Origin of the sequence: Psychrobacter faecalis (assembly GCF_016107575.1) — a bacterium.
Lineage (GTDB): Bacteria > Pseudomonadota > Gammaproteobacteria > Pseudomonadales > Moraxellaceae > Psychrobacter > Psychrobacter faecalis.
Map to the genome: position 1 here is coordinate 77265 of NZ_JABAST010000001.1, position 25624 is coordinate 102888.

The 25624-nt window shown below is 42.7% G+C and carries 22 protein-coding genes; 10 read left to right on the forward strand and 12 right to left on the reverse strand.

The genetic code is table 11. The features are described 5' to 3' along the window. The first annotated feature begins 265 nt into the window (after nucleotides 1–265). Nucleotides 266–1675, forward strand: a complete 1410-nt coding sequence (locus JFC07_RS00285) for an ABC1 kinase family protein (RefSeq protein ID WP_198327806.1) — start codon at nucleotides 266–268, stop codon at nucleotides 1673–1675. Between the two features lie 183 nt (nucleotides 1676–1858). Here JFC07_RS00285 and trmB read toward each other — a convergent pair whose 3' ends face one another. Then, a complete protein-coding gene (gene trmB / locus JFC07_RS00290; protein ID WP_068405335.1) occupies nucleotides 1859–2521 on the reverse strand; it encodes a tRNA (guanine(46)-N(7))-methyltransferase TrmB in 663 nt (220 codons plus the stop codon). A 234-nt stretch (nucleotides 2522–2755) separates the two neighbouring features. Here trmB and JFC07_RS00295 point away from each other — a divergent pair, with 234 nt between their 5' ends. Further along, nucleotides 2756–2968 carry a DNA gyrase inhibitor YacG gene (locus JFC07_RS00295; RefSeq protein WP_068405332.1) on the forward strand — a complete coding sequence of 71 codons (213 nt, stop codon included), beginning with the start codon at nucleotides 2756–2758 and terminating at the stop codon, nucleotides 2966–2968. A gap of 64 nt (nucleotides 2969–3032) precedes the next feature. Continuing rightward, nucleotides 3033–4214, forward strand: a complete 1182-nt coding sequence (locus JFC07_RS00300; RefSeq protein WP_068405329.1) for an aspartate aminotransferase family protein — start codon at nucleotides 3033–3035, stop codon at nucleotides 4212–4214. A 117-nt stretch (nucleotides 4215–4331) separates the two neighbouring features. Here the strand turns inward: JFC07_RS00300 and JFC07_RS00305 are convergent, their stop codons facing one another. From JFC07_RS00305 to JFC07_RS00330, 6 genes are all read right to left on the reverse strand, one after another. Beyond that, nucleotides 4332–5231: a LysR family transcriptional regulator gene (locus tag JFC07_RS00305; RefSeq protein ID WP_068405327.1), complete on the reverse strand. Its 900-nt coding sequence runs from the start codon at nucleotides 5229–5231 to the stop codon at nucleotides 4332–4334. A 252-nt stretch (nucleotides 5232–5483) separates the two neighbouring features. Continuing rightward, nucleotides 5484–7643, reverse strand: a complete 2160-nt coding sequence (gene dnaX, locus JFC07_RS00310; RefSeq protein WP_198327807.1) for a DNA polymerase III subunit gamma/tau — start codon at nucleotides 7641–7643, stop codon at nucleotides 5484–5486. Nucleotides 7644–7759: 116 nt separating this feature from the next. Then, the gene (locus JFC07_RS00315) at nucleotides 7760–9115 is read right to left on the reverse strand and encodes a hypothetical protein (protein ID WP_227678163.1); all 1356 of its coding nucleotides are present in this window, start codon (nucleotides 9113–9115) and stop codon (nucleotides 7760–7762) included. 143 nt (nucleotides 9116–9258) lie between these two features. Beyond that, entirely contained in the window at nucleotides 9259–10797 is a 1539-nt protein-coding gene (gene lysS, locus JFC07_RS00320) for a lysine--tRNA ligase (RefSeq protein ID WP_198327808.1), read from the reverse strand. Nucleotides 10798–11117: 320 nt separating this feature from the next. Beyond that, nucleotides 11118–12209, reverse strand: coding sequence for a peptide chain release factor 1 (gene prfA, locus JFC07_RS00325; protein WP_068405319.1), 1092 nt, complete (start codon nucleotides 12207–12209; stop codon nucleotides 11118–11120). Between the two features lie 242 nt (nucleotides 12210–12451). Then, nucleotides 12452–13597 carry a beta-ketoacyl-ACP synthase III gene (locus tag JFC07_RS00330; RefSeq protein ID WP_068405315.1) on the reverse strand — a complete coding sequence of 382 codons (1146 nt, stop codon included), beginning with the start codon at nucleotides 13595–13597 and terminating at the stop codon, nucleotides 12452–12454. A 290-nt stretch (nucleotides 13598–13887) separates the two neighbouring features. On the opposite strand from JFC07_RS00330, the gene pnuC reads away from it, so the two are divergent. From pnuC to JFC07_RS00350, 4 genes are all read left to right on the forward strand, one after another. Continuing rightward, nucleotides 13888–14649, forward strand: coding sequence for a nicotinamide riboside transporter PnuC (gene pnuC / locus JFC07_RS00335; protein WP_198327809.1), 762 nt, complete (start codon nucleotides 13888–13890; stop codon nucleotides 14647–14649). Beyond that, nucleotides 14600–15187: an AAA family ATPase gene (locus JFC07_RS00340; RefSeq protein ID WP_068405309.1), complete on the forward strand. Its 588-nt coding sequence runs from the start codon at nucleotides 14600–14602 to the stop codon at nucleotides 15185–15187. Before pnuC ends, JFC07_RS00340 begins: the two co-directional genes overlap by 50 nt. Before the next feature lie 77 nt (nucleotides 15188–15264). Continuing rightward, nucleotides 15265–16179, forward strand: coding sequence for a DMT family transporter (locus JFC07_RS00345; RefSeq protein WP_198327810.1), 915 nt, complete (start codon nucleotides 15265–15267; stop codon nucleotides 16177–16179). Nucleotides 16180–16315: 136 nt separating this feature from the next. Beyond that, on the forward strand, nucleotides 16316–16687 hold the full coding sequence (locus JFC07_RS00350) for an MliC family protein (RefSeq protein ID WP_068405303.1): 372 nt from the start codon (nucleotides 16316–16318) through the stop codon (nucleotides 16685–16687). Nucleotides 16688–16859: 172 nt separating this feature from the next. On the opposite strand, the gene JFC07_RS00355 is transcribed toward JFC07_RS00350, so the two are convergent. The 4 genes from JFC07_RS00355 to JFC07_RS00370 all read right to left on the reverse strand — a co-directional run bounded on the left by JFC07_RS00355 (nucleotide 16860) and on the right by JFC07_RS00370 (nucleotide 21376). Next, complete coding sequence (locus JFC07_RS00355; RefSeq protein WP_068405300.1) at nucleotides 16860–18008, reverse strand: catalase family protein; 1149 nt, start codon at nucleotides 18006–18008, stop codon at nucleotides 16860–16862. Nucleotides 18009–18067: 59 nt separating this feature from the next. Then, nucleotides 18068–19642, reverse strand: coding sequence for a Dyp-type peroxidase (locus JFC07_RS00360; RefSeq protein WP_082894296.1), 1575 nt, complete (start codon nucleotides 19640–19642; stop codon nucleotides 18068–18070). 129 nt (nucleotides 19643–19771) lie between these two features. Beyond that, on the reverse strand, nucleotides 19772–20419 hold the full coding sequence (locus JFC07_RS00365) for a hypothetical protein (protein ID WP_226928921.1): 648 nt from the start codon (nucleotides 20417–20419) through the stop codon (nucleotides 19772–19774). Nucleotides 20420–20962: 543 nt separating this feature from the next. Further along, on the reverse strand, nucleotides 20963–21376 hold the full coding sequence (locus JFC07_RS00370; RefSeq protein ID WP_068405296.1) for an organic hydroperoxide resistance protein: 414 nt from the start codon (nucleotides 21374–21376) through the stop codon (nucleotides 20963–20965). A gap of 181 nt (nucleotides 21377–21557) precedes the next feature. Here JFC07_RS00370 and JFC07_RS00375 point away from each other — a divergent pair, with 181 nt between their 5' ends. Further along, nucleotides 21558–22415, forward strand: a complete 858-nt coding sequence (locus tag JFC07_RS00375) for an AraC family transcriptional regulator (protein WP_198327811.1) — start codon at nucleotides 21558–21560, stop codon at nucleotides 22413–22415. Nucleotides 22416–22476: 61 nt separating this feature from the next. Here JFC07_RS00375 and JFC07_RS00380 read toward each other — a convergent pair whose 3' ends face one another. Beyond that, nucleotides 22477–23097, reverse strand: a complete 621-nt coding sequence (locus JFC07_RS00380; RefSeq protein WP_198327812.1) for a class I SAM-dependent methyltransferase — start codon at nucleotides 23095–23097, stop codon at nucleotides 22477–22479. Between the two features lie 253 nt (nucleotides 23098–23350). Here JFC07_RS00380 and JFC07_RS00385 point away from each other — a divergent pair, with 253 nt between their 5' ends. Next, nucleotides 23351–23686, forward strand: a complete 336-nt coding sequence (locus tag JFC07_RS00385; RefSeq protein ID WP_068405285.1) for a hypothetical protein — start codon at nucleotides 23351–23353, stop codon at nucleotides 23684–23686. Nucleotides 23687–24143: 457 nt separating this feature from the next. Beyond that, nucleotides 24144–25556 carry an aspartate ammonia-lyase gene (locus JFC07_RS00390; RefSeq protein ID WP_068405282.1) on the forward strand — a complete coding sequence of 471 codons (1413 nt, stop codon included), beginning with the start codon at nucleotides 24144–24146 and terminating at the stop codon, nucleotides 25554–25556. Nucleotides 25557–25624: the final 68 nt, after the last annotated feature.

The following is a 25624-nucleotide window of genomic DNA, read 5'->3' on the forward strand; positions in this document are numbered from 1 at the left end:
TGGCGGCTTAGTGTTAGAATAAGGCTATTTATTGTGGCGCTTGATTTTGAGCGCTTTAATGCTCGGTCGTAGCATGTAACATAGCAATTCATAGATTTACTTTTAATAAGCATACGTTAATTTACAAAGTAACGGTTCATGCTAAGCATGGGCATCTCAATCTACCGCCCGTTATATGATACAATTTTGTACCAGTACGTCGCATCTCCTTGTATTGTCGGTTTACGCCCGCACATCAATAGCAACCGGATGAATGATTATATTTATGGCAAATGATACCTCTAGACCCTCTAATAATAAACCGTCTAATAACAAGCAATCCATCGACAACCTGAAGACCTCAGGGTTTGAGCGTCGGATGTCTATTGCGAAAACCTCCTTAAATATCGGTCGTCGTTGGGCAGGTAATAGTGTGTCTGGTATGTTTTTGAATAAAGAAGCACGTACGGCGCGCAATCAAATTTTTATGGAAGAACAGGCGCACTATCTAGCAGAAGAGCTAGGTAAATTAAAAGGGTCGGTGGTAAAAATTGGTCAAATGCTAGCAATTTATGGCGAACATATATTACCGCCTGAAATCACGCGCGCCCTGCAAACACTCAATGACGATACCGCCACCTTAGCATGGCCAAAAATCGAGGTCACATTACGCCAATTATTGGGCGCGAAGTTAAATGAGCTAAAAGTTGATCCCGTTCCTATTGGTACCGCTTCCCTCGCCCAAGTTCATCGCGCAACGGTATTGGCAACGGGCGAGCAAGTGGTGTTAAAAATCCAATATCCCGGTGTGGCCGATGCCATCAATTCTGACTTGGCTTTATTTAAGCGTTTATTAAAAGTCAGTAATATCGTACCGCAAACACGCGCCCTCGATGCGTGGTTTGAAGAGATACGCGACCTCCTCCATCATGAAGTTGACTACGAAGCGGAAGCAGCGACCACGGAGCGTTTTTATGAGCGCTTACTGGGCGACCCACGTTATATCGTACCCAAAATCAATCGTACTTACTCAACCAAACGCTTGTTATGCATGTCTTATGAGCCAGGCATTACGGTGGTCTCGGAAGCGCTACAGTTATTGTCACATGAGCGCCGCAACGCTATCGGTCAAGCCGCTATCGAAATCATGATGCAAGAGATTTTTGTATGGGGCGAGATGCAAACGGATCCCAATTTTGGTAATTACCTCGTTCGTGTCGCTGCTGATGAAAACGAAATCGATAAGCTGGTATTGCTAGATTTTGGTGCCATTCGCCAATTCGACGATAACTTACTAACCATTGCTCACGGGCTATTACGAGCTGGCTATCATCATGACCATCAAGCAATGAAACGCGCCATGACCGGTTATGATTTTTTTGATAGCATGAGTGATAAAGTACGCTCCGATATCGCTTCATTATTTTTATTAGCGACAGAACCCTTTAGTGACCCTACTTTAAACCCTGATATTCCCAAAAATTGCTTAGATGAACAGCAGCGTTATATCTGGGCGAACAGTAAGTTGCATACTCGCCTCTCAAATAACGCCACGCAAGCGATGCAGTCTTTTGAGTTTAACCTGCCGCCTAAAGAGTTTATGTTTATCAGTAGAAAATTTATCGGTGCCTATACCTTTTTGACGGTATTAGATGCTTATACCGATTCTAATAAATTGGTGAAGCCTTTTTTGTGATATAGGAAGGTTGATATTTTTTGGACCGCCTTTTGTGGCGGTCTTTTTATGGTTTGTTTTTATTTGCTTAGGCTATTTTATGTAATTATCTTCTTGATAATACATTTTTGTTTCATACTCTTTGTCCTTAATTTTTTATTCGGTAATTTTGATTATGATGCATTTTTTTACTTAGGCTATTTTTTATGCTTCATTACTTGCCTGCCAATTGTCGAATCGGGTTTGATAACCGTCAGGCTTACGCATGTTTAGCTGCCAACAAGTTTCACCGCGCGCTAGATACTTGACTTCAAAGTGTGTACGCTGACTATCGCTAGCGACTTTATGACGCGTATTCGGTAAGCACCAGACTTCATTGGCTTGCTGCTCTGCATTATCCATATACGCTTCTATATTAGTCGCCAGCACTACTTCTCCGCCTACTTGCAAACGAGAAAGCAAAAACTCAAAAAAAGGCATGTTTAACCACTGTTGGTTGGGGTTATGTTGCTCAGGATTGGGATATAAGATAAAAATACGCTCGATACTGTTTGGCGCGACAGCATGAACAATCCAAGCGATGGCATCCGCATGAATCGCGCTGAGATTGCTTGATTTCTGCTGCCCGACCAATTTAGCAAAAGCATCGAATTTATTACGCGTACGCTCGATGGCTATTAGATGCTTATCAGGATACTGCAGTGCAAAGCTAAGCGCATGCTTGCCCTTCCCTGCGCCAATCTCCAATACCAAAGGCAGCTGTCTATTCATCAATACTTCTGGAGTCATAAAATCGCGCGGTGCTGAAAGTTTTTGGGGTTGAAAGGCACGCTGCTGCTTATGCGAAAGCTCAAGATTGTCAGTCATCTACTATCCTTAAGGGATTTGTCATTTGTCATTATCCGACCGCATGCTATTATATAGTCAATCCAGCCTAATAGTAATACAACGTCCATGCTTATCGAACGACAATTATTAATGCCGCAGGGCGATTGCTTATAAAGCTGGAAAACTCACATTATTCATACTCGCTATTGATTAGAAGCGCTGTCTTAAATGACAGCATTTATTGATAGCCCATAGGATATACCTACTTTTATTATGACTGAATCTACTTCTAGCAACAGCGACCACAATACCAACCCCTTACCCAAAACCTATCCTTGTCCAGAATGCGGCAACCAAACTGCGTGGCAAGACAATAAATATAAGCCGTTTTGCAGTCATCACTGCAAGCTTATTGACTTAGGCGCATGGGCAAGTGAAGAATATACCTTACCTGCTGAATCGACGCCGTTTTCTGATGAACTCTAATTATCTATTCACTCCCATTAAACCTTTTACCCTCTAACTCTTTATTATGCCAAGGATGTTTTACATGTCTGCTACTTACCTGATGCCCACTTATCTTCGTCAACCTATCAGTTTTACCCGCGGCTCAGGAAGCTGGCTTTATACTCAAGATGAGACGCCTTATCTAGATGCCTTGACCGGTATCGCAGTATGCGGTTTAGGGCATTGTCACCCACAAGTAACCGACGCTATTCAACAGCAGGCAGCAACGCTGGTTCATACCAGCAATTTATTTGGTATTGACTGGCAAGAGCGTGCTGGTGAAGCTTTGTGTCATGCGGCGCAAATGGACAGCGTATTTTTTGCTAATAGTGGTGCTGAAGCCAATGAAGCGGCATTAAAATTGGCACGACTCTATGCGCACCAGCAAGGTTTTAAACGCCCAAAAGTCATCGTGATGGAACAGTCTTTTCATGGTCGTACCTTGCTATCGTTATCAGCAACTGCCAACCCTAAAGCCCGTGAAGGTTTTTATACCTTGGATGAAGACTTTATCCGCGTACCCTTTGGTGATATCGCCGCGATTGAACAAGCGGCTCAAGACAATAATGATATCTGTGCGGTATTTGTCGAGCCTATCCAAGGCGAAGGTGGTTTGAATACCGCAGCCAATGGCTTTACGTATCTTGAGCAACTACAAGCTATATGCGATAGTCATGATTGGTTATTTATGCTTGATGAAGTACAAACCGGTAACGGTCGTACGGGCAAATACTTTGCGTATCAGCATAGCAACGCGCGCCCTGATGTCTTGACGACCGCCAAAGGTTTAGGCAATGGTTTTCCGGTCGGTGCTTGCATGGTACGCGGGCGTGCCAATGGCTTGTTTGGCGCTGGTAGTCACGGCTCAACTTATGGTGGCACACCCCTAGCCAGTCGTGTGGTACATAGCGTTTATGAAGTGCTTGCTGACGGCGGTATCATGGACAATGCCGTCACTGAAGGACAGTTTATCCGTGATGGTGTGGTTAATGCACTTGGACAATATGGCGTCAGCGCCCGCGGTGCAGGAATGATGATTGGTATCGCCCTTCCTCAGCAGATAGACTGTAGCAAATTAGTTGACCGTGCCCGTGATGAGCAAAAATTAATCATTAATGTCACAGGCGGTCATGTGATTCGTCTATTGCCACCGCTTAATATGAGCCGTGATGAAAGCTCACAAGTGGTTGAGCGTTTGGTTGACTTATTAAAACCTTCGTTTTAAACGGTTGATTTAATCAAAGTTTAAAGCTAAAAAAAGCCTATAGATACATTATCTATAGGCTTTTTACTTTTTAACACTATAAAAGCATTTTAAATCAGATATTACTAAATACTTAACCTAATTAGCATGGAAGTACTTTTTTAGTACTTCTAAGCAGCGGGTGATTTTTGCTGGTTGCTGATCACGGTTTAAGGTGACAGCATATAGCACGAAACTTGGCAGCTGATAACCAGTCAACACTTCGACCAAATTGCCATTTTCAAGCTCTCTTTTGACGTCCATCTCCATGATACGAATGATGCCGTGACCTTCCTTTGCTAAAGTCATCGCCATAAAGACGTTGTTGGTATGGATACGCGAATTCATTTTGATGCGTGTTTTCTTGCCTGTTTCGGTCTGAGTAAGCTCGACATGACTTGCGTCTTTCATAATATCGATGCAAATCAGCTCATGGTCTGCCAAATCTTTTGGCGTTTCAATCTTTTTATGCTGACGTAAATACTGCGGTGAGGCGACCAACAGTTGACGCACATCAGATAATGGGTAATTGCTCAAGGTTGAGTCGTTGATATTAGGGCTCATACGTACCGCAATATCGATACGCTCATCAATCATATCGATATAATGATTGTCGGCAAAATAAGTAATGCTAAGGTCATCATGCGCCGACATCCAAGTCGATAGAGCAGGCAAAATATGATGAACGCCAAGCTCAGGCGTGGTTGCAATGCGTAAGCTACCCGCAAGCTCATCACGTAATTGATTGACTTTAATACGCCCTTGTTCAGCGGCACTGACCACATCTTTTGCCGCTTCATAAAAGCTGGCACCCGCTTCTGTTAAGCTGAGCTTACGAGTTGAGCGATGCAAGAGTACTACACCAAGCTCGTTTTCTAAAGCGCGTATCTGTTGGCTGACCGCACTGGTCGTAATACCCAATTCGCGAGCTGAACCACTAAAAGAGCCGTGTCCGACCACACTAGCAAACACAGCCATACCACGTAAATTATCTAACATATTTCCACCTAAGCTGCTTTTTAGTTTTTAATATAACTTAACCATTATAGCGGATTATAATAAATCTTACAGTTTTTTACTATAAGTCTGTTAGTCATCTAAAGCTATTTAGTCATTAATAAAACGAAAAATATCAAGGCGATAAATTGATGTCGCCTTGATATTTGGAGAATTATAATAAAATATATAAAGGTTTACTGATTAAAGATTGCCAATCATAAAATTGAACATTGTTTAATATAACTGAACGCTTTAATATAACTGAACCTTACCCATTTTTCCTTCGCCGCGCTCCGTCAGATATTGCATGACGGGTGTATTAAGTAATCTAGACTCTGCCACTGTACGCGCTTCAATAAGGCGTTTTTGTTGACGACGTTCAGGCGTCTTATCATCGGCTTGCATAATACTGCCATCTATCTGCAAGCTAATGTCTGCTTGCGTAAACTGTTCTTGTAATTTTGCCGCCAGCTGCTGAAAAGTAGCTTGCAGATGCTTACTATCCACCGCCGTGACAAAGACCGCTTTAGCGTTACAGTGCCCGGTCATCATTCCTTGACGTGCCAGTGCCAATTCATCGGACGCCAAACTACCAGCTTCACGGGCGCATTGTAGCCAATAGTCCCATTTTTCTGGCGTCCACTCGCCCGTTAATTCTTGCGGCGCACAGCGTAATAAAGTACGCGGATCATCCACTTGCGCAGTTAATTGAGAATCATTTGCGCTAGGCTCAACAACAGGCTCAGGCTCAACAACAGGCTCAGGCTCAACAACAGGCTCAGGCTCAACAACAGGCTCAGGCTCAACAACAGGCTCAGGCTCAACAACAGGCTCAGGCTCAACAACAGGCTCAGGCTCAATAACAGGTTCAGGCTTAATATTGCTGCTTAATAAATCCAATCCTTCATCATTACCGTAGCTATTATATTGGTCAAATTCAGCATCATCATAACTAGTGTTGTATGGCTCGACCTCATTTTGACTTGAGGTCTGATAATCAGCATCGTAGTCTGGTAGTGGCGGTATTGAGTCCGCTGCTGGTTCTAACTGTGGTGCTGGCGGCAATTCTGATAGCGCTTCTACTACTGTTGAGGTTTGCTCTAATGAAGGCGCTATATTTTCATCTGTACTTAAAAGTGCAGTGGTGTTTGCTGCATCAGCAGTATTGGCACTTATTGATACTGTATTGAGTTCAGCCTTAGCATTATCGGCAGTGTTAGTTTCTATCGAGCCTGTAGAAACAGATGATACAGAGCTAGATGCTCTAGGGACAGAAGATATAGTAGTATCCGGTACGTTTGCTAAAATCTCATCGACGGGTAAAGGTCGAAACGCCAATAGACGTAAAATACACATCTCAAGCGCCTGCATCGGCGTGCTAGCCAGCTTTACGCCTTCACGCGCCTGCACGACGATTTCGTAATATAGCTGTAAAACGTCAGGACTCATGTGCTGCGCAAGCTGATTAATCTGCTGCGCTTGTGCTTCGTTTACGTTAAGCGCAACCTCAGGCAGCAGTTGTGTCAATGCCAATTGATGCAACAACTCAGCCAAGCCGTCAAACATGCTAGTGGCATCGACCATTTGCGCGCGCATTTGCTCGATATGTGTGGCGACTGCTGATTTATCATGATTATAAATATCTGTAATTAAACGCACCAAGTCAGCGGCATCAATTAAGCCAAGCATGGCATTAACTGTTACATCATCGAGCGCGCCTTGTCCAAATGCAATCGCTTGATCGGTCAGCGATAACGCATCACGCACCGAGCCTTTAGCAGCACTGGCCAATTGCCAAAGCGCAGGCTGAGTATAATCCACCCGCTCTTGATTTAAGATATTGGCTAGATGCTCACTAAGCAGACTTTGCGATAAAGGACGCAGCACAAACTGCAAACAGCGCGAGATAATCGTGATGGGCAGCTTTTGTGGGTCGGTGGTGGCTAGTAAGAATTTTACATGCTCAGGTGGTTCTTCCAAGGTTTTGAGCAGCGCATTAAAGCTGTGTGTCGACAGCATATGCACCTCATCAATCAGGTACACCTTGTAGCGACCTTGGCTTGGCGCATACGGCACATTATCAAGTAGCTCGCGGGTGTCTTCAACTTTGGTACGCGAGGCCGCATCAATCTCGATTAAATCAATAAACCGTCCTTGATCAATCGCCACGCAGTTATCACAGACACCACATGGCGTGCTAGTGATACCCGTCTCACAGTTTAAACATTTAGACAAAATACGCGCAATAGTGGTCTTACCGACACCGCGCGTACCCGTAAATAAGTAAGCATGATGCAGACGATTATAATCAATCGCATTAATCAGTGCTTGGGAGACGTGCGATTGCCCAATCAACTCGTGAAAGTTTTTTGGACGATATTTGCGCGCTAAAACTTGATATTGCTGCGTCATAATAAATGCCAATGTGAGTAATGATATAAATAAAGCTTCAAATCAGCGATTTAGCTTAAAACTTACCACTAAAGTAGGTATTGAAACCAAACGTCGAAACTGGGTTCTAGCACAAGTTAGGATTGCGCCCGTAACTCAGCCAATTGCTCATACAAACGCTGGGTATTGGCATCGATAAGCGAGCCTTGCTGATGAAAGGCGTCAAGATGCACCTCGGTATTTACGCTGTCTTCGCAAGGTCTGACATCGACACCGATTAAAAACAGATCTTGCATGACCGGCTGCTGCATTTGCGCGTTGAGCTCAAATAATAAGTCTTGATGACCGGCACGCACTTTGTCCGCACTTAACGACCTGTTGTCATCTTGCGCATAAAAAACCAGCAGATAATGACGCCCAAAGACATTATAAGAGTGTTCATGACGCACGTAGCCATTCCAGCGTGAATCTTGGTCAATCGTTCTATGCGCCAAGATTTTTTCTACCAAACAAGCATAGGTATACATGGACTCATCGACCAAAATATCAACCTGCTTTTTTGGCAGCGGCGTACCCACGTCATAACACGCTCTGACCAAGCTATTAAACAGCTTGTACCACATGCGCGTGTTCTTTTGAATCTCTGCCATCAGTGCTTGAGCAAACTCCGCCTGCTCAGGCTCTGCTGCTTTTAGCAGTCGTGGTTCAATCTCTGCTATCAAATTATGGCTGACCAGTTGTTTTTGAACCTCAATCGCCCTTTGGTGAAAATCTGGCGACTGTAAAAACTGAGCAAGTAAGGTTGATTCGTCTTGAAACGCGTCAAATCCCGCAAGCTTACGGCGATGAAAATCTAAAAATGCCGTTAAATCACTGGGCGTCACCAATTGCTTGAGTATCTCAGTGAAGTTTTGATAGCTAAAGTCTTGCAAGACACTTTCTTCATCGTCCAAATCTAACACACAGTCTTCTGCAAAAAACTGACTGCCATATTCATAGCCAACCGTATATGAGGCAGTTTCTACAGGTTTGCTCTGTTGGCTATTACGATAACTATTCTGATAGCGGTTTCGATAAAGGTTTTGAGCATTGTTTTTTGTAGTGTTTTTTTCAGCAATCTCTTGATGCTGCACCGAAAGGGCAGTCAAGCCAATAAAATAAATCGCTTTGTCTGCCGTTTGGTCAGATGTCAACTTAGTTTTAGACTGGTTTTTAGAATCATTTTGATAGGCAAGCGCCTGTTCATTCTTCAGATACAATTGAGCGTGTTGCTTAATCAACTGATTGACAACCTCTTTTCTCCAAACACGCACCTGAGTGCTATCGATATCCTGTCTATCAGCCTGTATCGTCACATCATTGACGATAAGGTAGACCACAGCATTAGAAAACTCAAAGACAAAATCATAACCCTGAAGATATTCAGGGTTATGATTTTGTCTGGAGTTAAATCGTACAAAGATAAAAAGTTTTGCTGAATCATCTGCTGCCAAATCGACGCTGGTACTTGCTGAGTGTCCATAACATCCCTATCCATAAGGTCTCATAAAACACTTGAGACCATTCCGTTAAAAGTACAAAAAGCCTTCTTATGTTCAGTTTAGTCCCAGCATCGATTTATGGCAAGTAGAGCAATCTAGCTTTCGAACTTGCGGCGCATATGCGGGAATAAAATCACATCGCGAATACTGGCCGAGTCGGTAAATAGCATCACCAAGCGATCGATACCGATGCCCTCGCCTGCTGTTGGCGGTAAACCATAAGATAAGGCTTCAATATATTCTTCATCAAAATGCATGGCTTCATCATCGCCTGCATCTTTTTCAGCGACTTGATCATGGAAGCGCTCCGCTTGATCGGCAGGGTCATTGAGCTCACTAAAGCCATTGGCCAACTCACGACCACCGATAAATAACTCAAAGCGATCGGTGATTTCAGGATTGTCATCGTTACGGCGTGCCAGCGGTGAGGTTTCAGCTGGGTATTCTGTGATAAAAGTCGGCTGACGTAACTGATGCTCAGCAGTTTCTTCAAAGATAATGGTCTGCAATTTACCCACGCCAAAGACGTCTTTGACTTGTTGTTTAAGCGTCGTTGAAGCATATTCTGCAAGATAATCACGGTCGTTGATACGCGATATATCGAAGTTTTCGGCATATTTAGCGATGGCATCAGACATCGACAAGCGGATAAATGGGGCTTTTAGGCTAATCGCCTCGCCTTGATAAGTCAGCTCCGTGGTGCCCAAAATATCCATTGCCAGCTCATTGAACAAGCGCTCGGTCAAATCCATCAAGTCATGATAATCGGCATACGCCTGATAAAACTCAATCATGGTAAATTCAGGATTATGACGGGTTGAGACGCCTTCATTACGAAAACTGCGGTTAATCTCAAATACCTTTTCAAAGCCACCAACCACTAAGCGTTTTAGATACAGCTCAGGGGCGATACGCAAGTATAGCGGCATGTCTAAAGCGTTATGATGGGTCACAAACGGACGCGCAACCGCGCCGCCTGGAATAGGATGCATCATTGGCGTTTCAACTTCCATAAAACGCTCATTTAGCATAAATTTGCGAATACCGCTGATAACCTGACTGCGAATCACAAAAGTATCGCGCGTGGTCTCATTGGTCATCAAATCAAGATGACGATTGCGATAGCGTGCTTCGACATCGGCCAAGCCATGGAACTTATTTGGCATCGGACGTAGCGCTTTGGTCAATAGAGTCAACGCTTCGATATGGACATATAAGTCGCCTTTGCCAGAACGACCGATATAACCAGATACCCCAACGATATCACCCAAATCTAGCGATTTGATCGTCGCTAGTGTCTCTGGGTCTAGCTGTTTGCGTGCTACATATAACTGAATACGACCGGTCATATCTTGAATCACGATAAACGCGCCGCGATTGAGCATCACGCGACCGGCTACATTTACCTGAGTTTTTTCACCATTGGCAATTTTATCTTCAATTTCTTGCTTTGAGATACCGTCAAAAGCGGTTTGTAAATCCTGAGCATAGTCCATGCGCTTAAAGGTATTCGGATAAGGCTGCTTACCTGATGCTTTGATGTCATCCAGCTTGGTTTGCAGTTGAGCAATCAGCTCGTTCGCGTCTTCTGGGGTTTGCTCTTGATTCGGATTTTGATTGTTGTGCTTTGACATAATACTCTCAAATTATTAGATAATTAAAGGAATAAACGAAGTAGAATTAAAATAAAACGTTCAAATAAAACTTATTTTTAATATAAAAAAATAGCAAAATCGTTCTGATTGTTGGCGTCCAGCTTAGGGCGTGTCCTCATTTTAAAAATGGTGATAAAAATGAAATAAATTGCCGTCAAACGAGGAAAATAGCGCAAATAATATCGAGATATTAATCAGCTATTTAACGATGTTTGACAAAATTTAGCCATTTTTAGCCCATTTAGATACAAGCGCTTGAATTGAGGACACGCCCTAGCTAACTTAGACAGTTTGTGCTTTTAATCACCGCCGCCGATACTGGCCATCAAGTCTGCTTGGTGTTCACGCAGCAGCGCATCAAGGATTTCATCTAAGTCGCCTTCCATAATCGAATCAAGTTTGTATAACGTCAAATTGATTCGATGGTCGGTCATACGGCCTTGCGGGAAATTATAGGTACGGATACGCTCTGAGCGATCACCACTACCGACCAAGTCGCGACGTATTGAGTCCGCCACATCGACTTGTGCTTGTACTTTTGCTTGCTGAATTTTGGACACCAGCATTTTCATCGCATGGGCACGGTTTTTATGCTGACTGCGTTCTTGTTGACACTCTACCACGGTACCCGTTGGAATGTGGGTCAAACGTACCGCCGAGTCGGTGGTGTTAACGTGCTGACCACCGGCGCCGCTTGAGCGAAAGGTATCCATTTTAATATCGGCAGGATTGATATCGACGCTATCATCAATCTCAACCTCTGGCATAACGGCAACCGTACAGGCTGAGGTATGGACACGACCTTGGCTCTCGGTTTCAGGTACACGCTGGACGCGGTGCGCGCCCGACTCAAACTTTAAACGACCATAAACGCTATTGCCCGACACACGAGTAATGATTTCTTTATAACCGCCATGCTCACCCTCATTGGCTGATAAAATCTCTACCGTCCAGCCTTGATTTTGCGCATATTTTTGATACATACGGAACAAATCACCTGAGAAAATCGCCGCCTCATCACCGCCTGTCCCCGCTCGAATTTCCAAGAAAGCAGGCACTTTATCATTGGGGTCTTTTGGCAACATCATGACGTTAAGTGCTTCTTCCATCTCAGCAATGGTCTTACGCGCACTGTCAATCTCATCCTGCATCATCTCTTTCATTTCAGGGTCTGATGATTCCGCAAGCATCGCCTCTGCATCCGCTTGATCCGTCTCTGCCCGCACATAGTTCTGCCATAACGTCGTGATCTCCATCAAGTCACTATGCTCAACGGACAATTCACGGAATTTATTATTATCGCTGATGACACTTGGGTCGGATAATAAAGCGGTGACCTCTTCATAACGGTCTACCATCTGGTCTAAACGCAGGCGTAAGGATTCTTTCATAAAAGGACTTTTTTAAAATGAGTAAAATAAGAGAGTAATTATAGCAAATTTTTGCGCTTAATTTAAAACCTCTCAGCAATCTTGCCATTATATTCACAAACTGTCCGATTTATGCCTAATTACACTCAAATCTGAGCTGACTTTTTCTCTTATTCTATAGTTAAAGCAAAATACGGCACAAAAAAAATAGCTAAGAATACTCCTAGCTATTTTTATGGTTAAAACAGAGCTTCTATTAACTATTAAACCTTACGAACCAGTACCGAACCAATCGAGTAACCGGCGCCAAATGAGCAAATCACACCCAAATCACCAGAGTTTAGCTGATCCTTGTAGCGATGGAACACAATCATAGGACTTGCGGAGCTGGTATTGGCAAACTCATCAATGACACTTGGTACAATCGCTTTATCAGCTTCTTTACCGATAACGGTACGCAAGATTAAATCCAGCATATTGGCATTGGCTTGATGCAACCACATCATCTTCACATCAGACGTTGGGATGTGGTTTTCTTGCAAGTGCTCGGTGATAACTTCTGATACCTTTGGACAGACTTCACGGAAAACCTTACGGCCGTTTTGTAAAAAAAGTTTGTCAGTGACCGGCTCTTTGATATCGGGGTACATCTCAGTCTGCGCTGCTAAGAACTCAGAGCGATCCATAAAGCCATATTCGTTTTTGATATTGGTCGAAAACTGAGTGAATAACTTGGCGTTTAGAATCTCGTAGCCTTTTGGCGTATCAAGCTCTTCTACGATACAAGCTGTTGCAACGTCACCAAAAATAAAGTGGCTGTCACGGTTGCGCCAGTTTAGATGCGCTGAGGTAATCTCAACGTTCACAACCGCAACGCGTTTGGCAAGTCCCGAAACGATAGAACCATGTGCTTGCGATAGACCAAAAGTCGCGGCACTACAAGCAACGTTCATATCATAAGCAAAGCCACCAATCATACCAATCTCATTTTGAATCTCGATAGAGACCGCAGGATAAGTACGCTGGAAGTTTGAGCACGCAAGAATAATACCGTCTAAATCATTGGCCTCAAGACCTGCATCAGCGAGCGCATCTTTTAGTGCAGCAGCGCCCATTTCTGCCATGATAGACAGCTCTTCGCCCAAATTACGATAGGCAATGACAGGTGCCATAATTTCAGGGTCTAAGATACCGTCCTTTTCCATCACATAACGTGATTTGATGCCCGATACTTTTTCGATAAAGGCCGCTGATGAGTGCTCTAGCGCCGTAACTGTACCAGCTTCAATCGCGTCAGCATGTTTGGCATTATAATTATCAACATACTGGTTAAATGACTCTACTAACTCTTCATTACTAATGCTATAAGGGGGGATATATAGGCCAGTGCCCGTGATACAAGTCGTCATGATACGCTTCCTTGTCTACTACGATGGTGCTTGCAATAAGCATAAAAGTGGAGAAAAACAACAGTCGTCTAATTTTTGGTGAATAACTGTAAACTTAAAATAAGTGCCTTTATTATGCCTGAATAATATAATTTTTCTAATACTTTGTTACAAATAATCCATTTCTTAATGAGAATAAGTAAAGATTGGCTTCATTTGTCGACAGCTGCGCTATAATTGCTGTGAATTATCATCATTTGGTTGCAACTTATTTGTTAACTCTCGCTTTACTTTTTACTTTTGGAATAGCAATGGCGGAACTCTTAAACTGGTTATTTGGGCAGTATGCTGACTACTCGACCCTATTTATTGCCTTAGAATTGATTGCGGTCATATTTGGGGTCAGTAGCGTCTTACTTGCCAGCAAAACCAATATTTTGGTTTTTCCTATTGGATTGGTCAGCACCGCTATTTTTGTCTATCTACTTTGGAAATGGCAACTGTTCGGCGATATGTTTATCAACGCCTACTACAGTATCATGAGTATTTATGGTTGGATAAATTGGACGCAAAATAAGCACAATACAGACATCAAAAAGCATCATGACCATATAAATCCAACCAGCCAGCAGCAAGATGAACACACCTATAATGCGGACGCTCACTCTGCCATTGACGTTGAACATTTAAACAAAAAAGATCTCCCTATTCTTACTGTACTGGCGGCAGCGACCGTCGCCTTTGTCGCTTTGGTCTATTATTTTAGACCTGTTATCAATAATAACTTTAGCTTTGATGGCGCGGTATTGGGCTTGCACTTATTTACCTGGGTCGATTACACCGACATGCTGACCACCGCGCTGTTTTTAATGGCGATGTGGCTGATGGCGCGGCGTAAAATCGAACACTGGCTACTTTGGATTATTGCTGATGCGATTTCCGTGCCGCTGTATTTTTATAAAGGTCTAACTTTTACCGCGCTACAGTACGTAGTCTTCACTCTCATCGCAATCTGGGCATACTATGAATGGCAACGACGCTACCGCTTACAATCTCACGCAGCATACGCCTAAATCGGTCTTTAATGTCGCGATATTAGGGGCAGAAAGCACCGGCAAGACCACGTTATGCCGCGATTTGGCTGCGCATTTTGGCAGTCCGTGGGTACCAGAATATATGCGCACTTACCTGCAAGCAAAATGGGATAACGAGCAACTGACTTGCACGTGGGATGATTTACTACCTATCGCGCAAGGTCAAATTGACTTAGAAAATAAACTTGCCAAACAAGCCGCGCAATTGCCTGATAATAACCGTTATTTATTCTGTGATACCAGTTTATTTGAGCTGATGGTGTATGCCAACTGGTATTACGGCGACTGTCCTAAAGCGCTTACTCAAGCGGCATTAACGCACCATTACGATTTGATACTCTTGACCGAAGTGGATATCCCGTGGGTCGCCGATGATTTGCGTGATAGCCCGCATCAGCGTGAAGATATCAGTGCTTACTTTGCCAGTCAGTTAACTTTGCATAATAAAGATTTTCAACGCATCGGTGGCGATAGAGTGCAACGGGTGCAACAAGTGGCTAAATGGCTAAATGGCTAAATGGCTAAATGGCTAAAAAGAATAGAGAAATAACCCCAAATCTTAGGTAAAACCTATCGTGCTTGTAGGAATTATTTTTGAAAGCTGCCCTATTTACGATAATCGCTTTAATAGCCTTTGCCGCCAATTCTTTGCTTTGTAGAATGGCATTGGCAGACGGCGCAATTGATGCCTGGAATTTTACCGTTATCCGCTTGCTTAGCGCTGCCGCGTGCCTTGGTCTTATCATGGCGATGCAGGCGCGTTTTTTAAAACGAAACGCTCTAAAAAGTAAGCGTCGCAGTTTAAAACAGACTGGCAATACTGATAAGACCGTTTTACAAGACACAGGCGATTGGTTTAGTAGTCTTTGCTTAGTCATATATGCGCTATGTTTTTCAGTGGCTTATCAAGCGCTTGATACAGGGACGGGGGCACTTATTTTATTTGCTGCCGTGCAGCTTACGATGATTGGTTGGGGCATCTATCACAAAGAACCATTAACTCGCGTACAGTGGACAGCACTTTTGATCGCATTGATAGGTTTTATGTACTTGATGCTGCCATCAGCTAGCACGCCTTCCTTGTCGGCGGCGCTTATAATGGCAATAAGCGGTAGCGCTTGGGGTATCTATAGCATACGTGGTAAAAGCTGCGTTTCGCCGCTCAGAACGACGGGCTTTAATTTTATACGAAGTCTAATTGCAGTGCCGATATTGGCATTAATCGGTCTGGGTTATTTAAATGATATCAGCATGACAGGTGTCATATTGTCAGTCGCATCGGGTGCTATCGCTTCTGGTATCGGTTACAGTATCTGGTATAGGGCGATGCCACTCTTAAAAACGACCCAATCAGCGGTGGTGCAACTTTGCGTACCAGTACTTGCTGCTCTACTCGGTATGATATTTTTGTCAGAGAAATTGACCTTAGATTTTATTATCGCAAGCGTAGTGATATTAGGCGCAGTGTTGGTCTTCATTTTAAACAAAGGACAAGCAAGACCTTACTGACTAGATCGTGCAGTGATAAAGCCGCCAGCTGATGTTACTCGCCAAAGTACGAACCACAACACGAAATTACATTCTTTATTGTATGATACGCCCTTAACGTAACAAATAAAATTCACATTAATTTTTGAGGACTATTATGAAAAAATTATTCGCTGTTGCCCCTTTTGCCGTACTACTCGCTGCTTGTGCGACCAGCGCGCCGACCACCACAACGCCACCAGCCAATACTCAACCAGTAACTCAATCATTTACTTGTGAAGACGACGGTCAAATCACTGCTGCGTATACTGCAAACGGTGAAGCTGCCAACCTAAACGTTACTTTACCAAAAGTTGGCTTAGACAACGCTAAAGTTAGCATGAAACAAGCCGTTTCAGGTTCTGGCGCTCGCTATGTCAACGATGTGAACCCACAGACCACTTACGATTGGCACACCAAAGCAGATTACGGCATCATGACCATCAAAACAGACAAAGGTCAAGAATACCAAGTTAATTGCCAACTATAATAATCATAAATAATGACTGGTAGTTGATAAACAGTGACTTAAGTAACATCTGTATTTTTACTTAAACCTATTTAAAGAAAAGAGCCAGCAGTCAAACTACTGGCTCTTTTTTGTGCCTTATTTTTTTATTCAAACTTATCTTTAATAAAAAAATTTAGGCATTTATAAGCAATTAAAAGAATGACTTATCAAAAGTTTCTTTTAAGCTTTTAGGTTCGCGGCGTTTGACATTGTTTAGCTTATGACGAGTTTCTGAAGCTATTTGATAGGCTTTTAGTCGCGACTGCTGCAAATTGCCAATCGGACGGTTTTCCTCTAGGCAGCGAAACGGCGTAAAAGATAGATTTTCCATAATGTCAAAATGACCGTCATCCGGCACATCTTGACAAGGAATTGTCAGTCTCGCTACCGTCACAAATGGCGCGTCCTTCTCTTTCCATTCGGTGGTGATCTCTTCAATCGGCTGCTTTTTAAGGTTGCGGCATAGCTGAATCTGGACGTCAAACTGATAATCATGCTCGCGTATTTCATCGATAATCAGCGGGCGAATTGCTTCCTCGCGTGCATTTACATCAAGCTCACGGCGGGCGATTTTTTTAGCCGCTGCTTTAGTTGGCGTGACTCTTATCTTTGCCATATAGTCGCCATGACGCACTACGCCTTGTGAATGAAAATCATAAAGCAAGGTGTTTTTTGGCTCAATGGTTATAAATCCGCCCAGTGCTTTAAAGGTTTTAAAAGACTCTTTGGTCGGTAATCTTGAGCCGTAATTGGTCAACCAATTAAAAGCCAATTGCGCTTTGCCTCTTGCGCCTTTTTCAGCGTATTTTGGCAGCTCTAAAAACAGCTTAGAGATATACGCATAATCTTCGATTCGATTACAGAAAAATACCGGATGATTGATTAAATTAAAATCAAAGTTAGGACTATCTTCTTCGCCGGGAGCGAGTTTTTCACCCGCTACGTCAAAGACCTTAATCGCTAAACCTTGCGCTAATCCAAGCTTACGATCAGGCGAAACGCGCGAGGCACCGTTAGAAAAACGAATGACGGCATCATGAATGCCTGCTTTGGCATACAGACCTTGCGCGTATTCAGCAGGCAAATTATCTACTATCTCAAACTTGGCTTTAAGGGCGCAGTAGCCTTTGGCATGGGCATCGCGCGTATGGTAATCGACGTTACTGGCTTTATCACTTCGAGCAATATAGTTTTTGATATCGTCGGTAATGGTGCGAATATTACGCTCGTCTTCTGCGCTCAGCGCAATATATTTTGAGTCATAAGGTACATATTTAGGTTTGAATAATTTCTTTAACATTTTTTTAATCCTTTTTTATCAGTAGTTATTCTTGTAAATGAAACGGTATTTTTAAGCTTTTAAGACAATTCACTCATCCATTTTAGCGCCGATAAGCTTGGGATAAATAAATACTCACCGCCGTACAAGGTATTGAAAGTTTCGATACCGTGATAGCGCTGACGAATTGGGTCAGCAGGTACGGTAAAGGTATCAGCAGCGGCGTCTTTATCGCCATGATGGACACCAAGCATCGGATCTTTTTCTTCTCCTAAGCTCATAAAATTACCATCATTAATCCATTGCGATTGTAAAAATTCAACAGTCTCCATAGCATGAGCATTGATACCAATAAAAAATAGCCCGCGCTCTTTGCCATCGTCCTCAGTCACATCGGGCGGCAATACCTCGCCAAAACCGACGCTGCGCCTAACGATACGGTGAATACGTACGTCTGATAAAATAAAGTCTTTGCTGTCTCTTGGATTCATACGCCGTACATGGGCACCAAATGGACATTTTTTGCCATAAGGATCGTCTTTATAGCCAAAGTTATTGTTGCGGTTGGGGTCATCGCCCAGTGCTTTATCATCGTGCTCAGGAGATAAGACCACAGGCGCACCTGAGCGCCAACGTCCCCACATTTTTGCGCCCAGTAACTCCGCTTCTTCGTCACTCTGCGTATTTTCTTTTAGAAATTTATTAAAGGCGGCGACATGACTGTTATAGGCACGCAATACCATAAACGAGCCATTTTTGCCCAAGACTTCTGGCTGCGGCATTGGTGCTATCGTGCCCGCCTCGCCTTCATAGCCTAATACGAACTCGCCTGCTGCTATCGCCTCACCGTCAAGACTTGGCGGCGTTTGAATACCGCTGCCTTGAATTTCTGGATTACTGATACCATCGCGGTAGCCAAAGACGTTTTTGACATTATTGTCTGAACCAAAAGCATGTTCCATAAGAATTACAATATCGCCATTGGCGGGATTATCTTCATTGATATACGACTGAATATTGTCTTGCAGCTCCTTTAGCTTTATTTGCCATTTCTCTTTACTATCAGCAATAATGGCCGCACCGACATGGATATCGCCTTTATCACCAAAAGGGGCAGCCCAGTTTTCGGGGGCATTGATATCGAAATCCTGCAGCTTTTCTGCGCGCTTGGCCATACCTGCTTTAAAGGATTCTGGAAAGCTATCCAATGACGACCGCGGCACGCCGAGCGCCTCTAAACCATCATAAGTCATGACAATAGATAGCGTCGCTTGCATGTCTTTATGCCACGCCTTACTGCCAGTCACGTCAGGTAAAACGGTTTTCAAAAGTTGGCGCCCAGCTTCTGCATTATTGATTTTCAGCGCAACGATTGTTCCATAATAAGGCGTTGGTCGATCGCGTAAAATAATGGATTGAATGTCTTCTAGCTGCATGGTGACGGTATTTGGATTAAAGACGCCGCGTGCTTTATTCGCTAAAGTCTCGATACCATCGCCGACTTCTTTTTTAATATCTGCTAACCAAGATTCAATATTGTTGTCTTCGATACGATTGCCAAAGTTATCCTTTAATTCATGCAGTTTGCTGGTTAAAGGATGATTATCTTTTGAAGTACTATCATTTTTATTATTATTTCCAGTGTTTTTACTCATTGTTAACCCTATTTTTATCATTGTCTGAGTTTACTTTGCCCTTACCTTTTATATCACCCAGCCCATTTAAAAATGGTGATATAAAAGGATGGCATAAATTAGTGATATCTTATTGTTTTATCACAAACTTTAAGACTGTGCTTCATCCAGCGCTTTATTAATGCCTTTAACAATGCGGTCTTGGCGGCGAATATCTTGAATAGTCAGATGCGGAACTCCTACATACCAACCAGCGGCAGTGATTTGATGATCTAAAATGAACTGTTTGACACTCGGGTCTTTAATGCCAGGCCAACCTTCAACGCTCCCAAATAAAATATCCATCAGTTCAGGAATTTTAGTGGCAAAGTCGTCGATATAAGGGTCCCAATCGCCATCATAAGCCGTACAAAACAACACTCTGGTATCATTGTCTAAAAACACAAAACGCAAGTCGTGCAACGTACCAACCCGCGTTGCCCCTGCCAAATTACCGCCAGCAATCTCTAAGACTTTTTTTAGCCGTTCTGCCCCACCTTCTTTTAACGGTGCAATCACCGTTAGCTCTGAAACTTTTCCGGATTTAAGCCCTTTCTCACCGGCAGTGGTCGTCGAATGGTCATAACCATCATCGCCGCCCTCTTTTAAATTAGCTATCAAAAGCTCAGCGCGCAACCTAAAGTCATCAATAGATTCAGTGATTTTAGCTTTTAAATCTTCAGAATTATCGATAATGCGCTTTTTGTTATTCTTAGCATCAGCGTCTTTAGCATTATTGTTCTTAGTGTCATTATTCATAATATTTGCCCTTATTATTATGTTGTTATAATTTGAAAAGCACTTTGTAAAAAAGATACTTTATAAAAATAAGCTGTCATTTCGCTATCAACTTATTAGTTTTTACCATAACAGACATAAAGAAAAACTCGAAGCGCAGCAAGTTATTCACACAAAATAGAACAGAGAGCAAACGTCACTACTATTTAATTTCGAACAAAGTTTTAGTATTGATATTATTTTTATTTTGCTCAAAGAGCGCTTTATTCGTTTATAAAGTTAAACAAATGACCTTTATCTTGTTTGGATAAAAAAATTGCTTGGATACGTTATATATCCAAGCAATTGAAAGTCACGGTATTCTTATACTTGTTTATAGTTATTAAAGCCAATCTCAACTTATCGTAGGCCTTTGATTTTTATAGAATTTAAAATTTTAATTGTTTTAACTGAAATTTTAAAAACTAAGTAAACCAATACCTTAGAAAAATAAGTTGAGAGTGGGGTAGTTATTAGTGTATCTACTCACTCAGCTATCAAAGCCATTGTTTAATAAAATGATATCTAAACCACAGTCACGTGCAAACGCGCATCCACATTACCGCGAGTAGCATTGGAGTACGGGCATACTTGGTGAGCCGCCTCAACAAGGGTTTGCGCTTGTACTTCATCGATACCAGACACCTCAACGTACAAATCGATATCTAAGTTATAGCTGCCATCGGCCTTCATACCAATACCAACTTGGGTCGAGGTCTTTGACGCAGTGATCGGCAGTTTCATGTGCTGCGCCGTCATATTTAAGGCGCTATCAAAACAAGCGGCGTAACCCATGGCAAAAAGCTGTTCTGGATTGACACCTTTTTTATCTTGCTCTTGAAAAGAAACCAAATCAAAACCTAACGAACCATCATCAAGACCGGTGTGACCAGAACGACCGCCGGTTGCTGTGGCGCGAGTTTTATAAAATATTTTCATTATCTATTCCTTATGTTTTATTTACACAAAATTTGATTCAATCAATCATGAGGCTGCATCAGTCTCAATAAGGCTAGTATAAGACTCAGCGCGACAATCTGTTAGAACATAGCTCCAAACCTCTTGCCCAATCCTACAAAACTCTATAGTATCGAGCAATTGTATAAAATAAGAAAAGCTAATGAATCAATCAACCATCGAGCAACTCCTATCGTTATTACCTAGAAACAAAACCATTGAATCCGCCGTTTCAGGTTTGTTTTTTTACTGTGCTGATAAACCCAGTAAAGCCGTCAGCTATATTCAAGAACCTAGTATCTGCATCGTTTTACAAGGTGCGCGCGAGATTTACTTAGGTGCCGACTGTCAAAGGTTTGACAAAAGTAATCTCATGTTTTGCCCCGTTAATATCCCTTTAAGCATGCACATAAGGCATGCGACGGTAGAGCGTCCGGTTAGCGTGCTGTCTATGAAATTAAACCTTGTTATGATTAGTGAGGTTTTAGCAAAAATACCGCCGAAACTACCTAATACTGCAGGTCATTTAGGAATAAAGTGGCAATTGGACAGTACCATCATGGCGGCGTTTGAACGCCTGATACACTTGCTTGATTATCCAAATGATATTGGTTTTCTTGCTCCATTAATTCAGCAGGAGATTTACTATCGCCTGCTTATAGCAGAGCAAGGCAATAAATTGCGCCAACTGGTGGTCAATGGCAGCCATACGCACCGTATTAGCAAAGCTACCGATTGGATAAAGACGCATTTAAATGAGGCAATAGTTATCGAAGAATTGGCCAGTCGCTGCGGGATGAGTGTCTCAGGGTTTCATCATCATTTTAAGGAAATTACTCAGTTAAGCCCGCTTCAATACCAAAAAAGCCTGCGTTTGATGGAAGCAAGACGACTGATCCAAGCAAATGACACTCAAATCGCCCAAATCGCTATGCAAGTCGGTTATGAAAGCCCGAGCCAATTTAGCCGAGAATATAAACGCTTATTTGGCATCAGCCCGAGTGCTGAATTACAGGTCTAGAATTAAGCAGTCAAAATCAAAGAATATAAGTATTATCAAAACTGACAATCACGTTCATAAATTAGCGCCTAAATTCATGCTCATCTGTTTTTTTAGCAATAAACTGTACCACCGCACTCAAACCTTGATGGCGCTTACCTTCAGAAATCATGCGCTGCTTTTCGATACCCGTTATTTCTTCTAACTCTGCCAGCTCAGCACGCAAAACTGCTAACGAACCAAAGCGCTCTTTTTGTGTTGCAGGAGGTCCGCCGACAGCGTCCATGCTTAGCTGCTGCTCGGTATAAGACTCTAAGATAAACACGCCCTCTGGCTTGAGCGCTGGTGCAATCTGCCCATGAACGTGCTGGCGTATGGCTGGCGGCAGATGCGCCCAGATAGCAACGATACTGTCCCACCGTGCTTGGCCAAACTCATAGTCAGCTAAATCAGCAACTTGAGTGATGATATCAACGCCTCTATCTTGCGCCAGCTTTAAAGCTTTATTTAATCCTACGTTAGACATATCCATGGCGGACACTTCGTACCCTTGTTCTGCTAAAAAAACTGCATTCCTGCCTTCGCCTTCAGCCAAACATAACACCCTGCCACCTAGCGGTATTTTTTGAAAATTTTCTTTTAAAAAGTCATTGGGCTCGGTACCAAAAATATATTCTGCTTCGTCATAGCGCTCGTTCCACATGGTTTTTCCCTTTTTATTGCATTGGTTTTTAATTTTTGCTTAGGCTATTTATTTTCTATTGATAAAATTTTAGGCTTTAATCTCGCAGCTAGTGTGCTATTAGTTAAATAAAGATGGTGATAAAAAACAGTTGACTTAACTTGTATATTCGTAATATAACATATAATAATATATTCAATTATTGGAATATATTAGATATTGATGTGTTATCCATGGATGGTCACATCACCGTCAGATTTAGGGAGGAAGTCACATGATTCGTTTCAGCTACACTCTCAAATGCTGGGCATTAGGTATCAGCTACTATGTAGGCTTTTACTTTATCGTCCTCTCAAGCAATCCTGACTTCGCCAAATATCTCTATATTCTGGCTGTCAGCACCCTACTTTTCCCGATCGCCAAACGCGCTGTCGATGTCATCACCGATTTTATCGCGCCGCACAGCATTATCTTTAATGGTCTATTATCATCATTACTCATTAACATTGTAATTTGGGTTTTAACGCCGTTTATCGTCGCCATGACCCTTATCGCCTTGCTGTTTTATGCGATGGGCGTGGTGACAGAAAATATAAGAGCAAAACCCTAAAGCAAATTTTGGCGCTTATTAAGTGCTTTAAACTAACTATAGTAGAATTACTCTAAAATCGATACAGTGCGACTGGGATGAATTTTTCGTAGCCTCTGTGATAACAGCAAGCAAGGAAAATTTATACCAGTCGCAAAAATCTATAACGTGTCGCTTTTATTTTACACTGACTATATTAAAGTAGAGACAAAATCATATTATCTTTGCTTTGAAGGTGGATTTAATGAGTTTACGGCCTTATTCAGATAAAAACGTTTAGCGCTTACTATTTATAATATAAAGTTTTTTATTTTATTATGCGTGATGTAATAAATATTCATTGTTAATCCCTACCTAAAAGGCTTATGCTATAAGGTCAACCATATAGACTTACCAATGCAAGGCTACTACTGTCATGTTAACAAATGACGGTATCTTTGCGTCTTAATCAGGGCTTTTTATTGAAAGGATTTATTGCATGACAACTGCTACTCGCCAAGAACATGACCTACTCGGCTATCGTGACGTGCCCGCTGATGCTTACTATGGTATCCAAACCCTACGTGCTTTTGAAAACTTTACTGTCAGTGGAGTGCGCTTAAACCAGTTTTCGACCTTTATTCGTGCCTTTGCCACCGTTAAAAAAGCGGCAGCGATTGCCAATAATAAAGTAGGTGTACTAAATGACACCGTTAAAGACGCTATCGCAGCGGCGTGCGATGATTTAATTGCTGATAAATATCATGATCAGTTTATCGTTGATATGTTCCAAGGCGGTGCAGGTACGTCAACCAATATGAACGCCAACGAAGTGATTGCTAACCGTGCTTTAGAAATCCTAGGCTACGAAAAAGGCGACTATCAGCACGTGCATCCAAATAACGATGTCAACTTGTCACAATCAACCAACGACGCCTATCCTACAGCGATGAATGTGGCGTTAGATGAATACTGTGTCCATCTATTAAGTAAAATGGATATCTTGTATAACAGCCTTAAGAAAAAAAGCGCGGAGCTTGCCGATCAATTAAAAATGGGTCGCACGCATTTGCAAGACGCTGTGCCTATGACCGCGGGTCAAGAGTTCAACGCCTTTGCAACCATGATCAAAAAAGAGATGGATCGTATCGAATCTACTCGTGCGCTGTTTCATGAAATCAATATGGGCGGCACAGCAATTGGTACGGGCTTGAATGCACCAGCGGGCTATTCTGAAGAAGTTGCCAAAACCTTGTCTGATTTGACTGGCAGACCTTATTATATTGCTGAAGATTTGATTGAAGCGACACAAGACACCAGTGCTTATGTGGCTTTGTCTGGCAATTTGCGTCTCTTTGCTGCGCGTTTATCTAAGATTGCCCATGACTTACGTTTGCAGTCTTCGGGTCCGCGAGCTGGTTTGGCGCAATATCGCTTGCCTGAAATGCAGCCTGGTAGCTCCATCATGCCGGGTAAAGTAAACCCTGTGATCCCTGAAGTGGTGAACCAAGCTTGCTTCCATGTCATGGGTATCGACCATACTATCGCTATGGCGTCAGAAAACGGTCAGCTACAGCTCAACGTCTTTGAGCCCGTCATTGCCTTTAACTTGTTTACCGGTATGAGCATGCTGGCTAATATCTGTGAGATGTTTGCCACGCGCTGTATTGATGGTCTGATGATGAACAACGAGGCATGTAGTGTCGAGGTATTCAATAATATCGGTCTGGTCACCGCGCTAAATCCGCACCTTGGTTATGACGCCTCTTCTTTTGTTGCGAGAAGAGCTCAAGAAACTGGCGGCAGTGTTTACGACATCGTATTAGAAGAAAAACTGATGGACAAAGAAACTCTAGATGATATTTTGTCTCCTGCCAATATGGTGTATCCAAAGGTTAGAGTATTGCTATAGTTTATCTATAGTTAAATAAAAAGGCTGGATTAGCGATTGCTAATCCAGCCTTTTTTTATTGATGATAA

Coding starts and splice junctions, on each gene's coding strand:
- dnaX (WP_198327807.1), bottom strand. CDS start 7,643: ATGACGCAGCAATATCAAGTTTTAGCGCGCAAATATCGTCCAAAAAAC.
- pnuC (WP_198327809.1), top strand. CDS start 13,888: ATGGCGGAACTCTTAAACTGGTTATTTGGGCAGTATGCTGACTACTCG.
- JFC07_RS00380 (WP_198327812.1), bottom strand. CDS start 23,097: ATGTGGAACGAGCGCTATGACGAAGCAGAATATATTTTTGGTACCGAG.
- trmB (WP_068405335.1), bottom strand. CDS start 2,521: ATGACTGACAATCTTGAGCTTTCGCATAAGCAGCAGCGTGCCTTTCAA.
- JFC07_RS00370 (WP_068405296.1), bottom strand. CDS start 21,376: ATGAAAATATTTTATAAAACTCGCGCCACAGCAACCGGCGGTCGTTCT.
- JFC07_RS00285 (WP_198327806.1), top strand. CDS start 266: ATGGCAAATGATACCTCTAGACCCTCTAATAATAAACCGTCTAATAAC.
- JFC07_RS00355 (WP_068405300.1), bottom strand. CDS start 18,008: ATGTTAAAGAAATTATTCAAACCTAAATATGTACCTTATGACTCAAAA.
- prfA (WP_068405319.1), bottom strand. CDS start 12,209: ATGAAAGAATCCTTACGCCTGCGTTTAGACCAGATGGTAGACCGTTAT.
- JFC07_RS00295 (WP_068405332.1), top strand. CDS start 2,756: ATGACTGAATCTACTTCTAGCAACAGCGACCACAATACCAACCCCTTA.
- JFC07_RS00330 (WP_068405315.1), bottom strand. CDS start 13,597: ATGACGACTTGTATCACGGGCACTGGCCTATATATCCCCCCTTATAGC.
- JFC07_RS00365 (WP_226928921.1), bottom strand. CDS start 20,419: ATGAATAATGACACTAAGAACAATAATGCTAAAGACGCTGATGCTAAG.
- JFC07_RS00340 (WP_068405309.1), top strand. CDS start 14,600: ATGAATGGCAACGACGCTACCGCTTACAATCTCACGCAGCATACGCCT.
- JFC07_RS00385 (WP_068405285.1), top strand. CDS start 23,351: ATGATTCGTTTCAGCTACACTCTCAAATGCTGGGCATTAGGTATCAGC.
- JFC07_RS00300 (WP_068405329.1), top strand. CDS start 3,033: ATGTCTGCTACTTACCTGATGCCCACTTATCTTCGTCAACCTATCAGT.
- JFC07_RS00375 (WP_198327811.1), top strand. CDS start 21,558: ATGAATCAATCAACCATCGAGCAACTCCTATCGTTATTACCTAGAAAC.
- JFC07_RS00390 (WP_068405282.1), top strand. CDS start 24,144: ATGACAACTGCTACTCGCCAAGAACATGACCTACTCGGCTATCGTGAC.
- JFC07_RS00350 (WP_068405303.1), top strand. CDS start 16,316: ATGAAAAAATTATTCGCTGTTGCCCCTTTTGCCGTACTACTCGCTGCT.
- JFC07_RS00305 (WP_068405327.1), bottom strand. CDS start 5,231: ATGTTAGATAATTTACGTGGTATGGCTGTGTTTGCTAGTGTGGTCGGA.
- JFC07_RS00360 (WP_082894296.1), bottom strand. CDS start 19,642: ATGAGTAAAAACACTGGAAATAATAATAAAAATGATAGTACTTCAAAA.
- lysS (WP_198327808.1), bottom strand. CDS start 10,797: ATGTCAAAGCACAACAATCAAAATCCGAATCAAGAGCAAACCCCAGAA.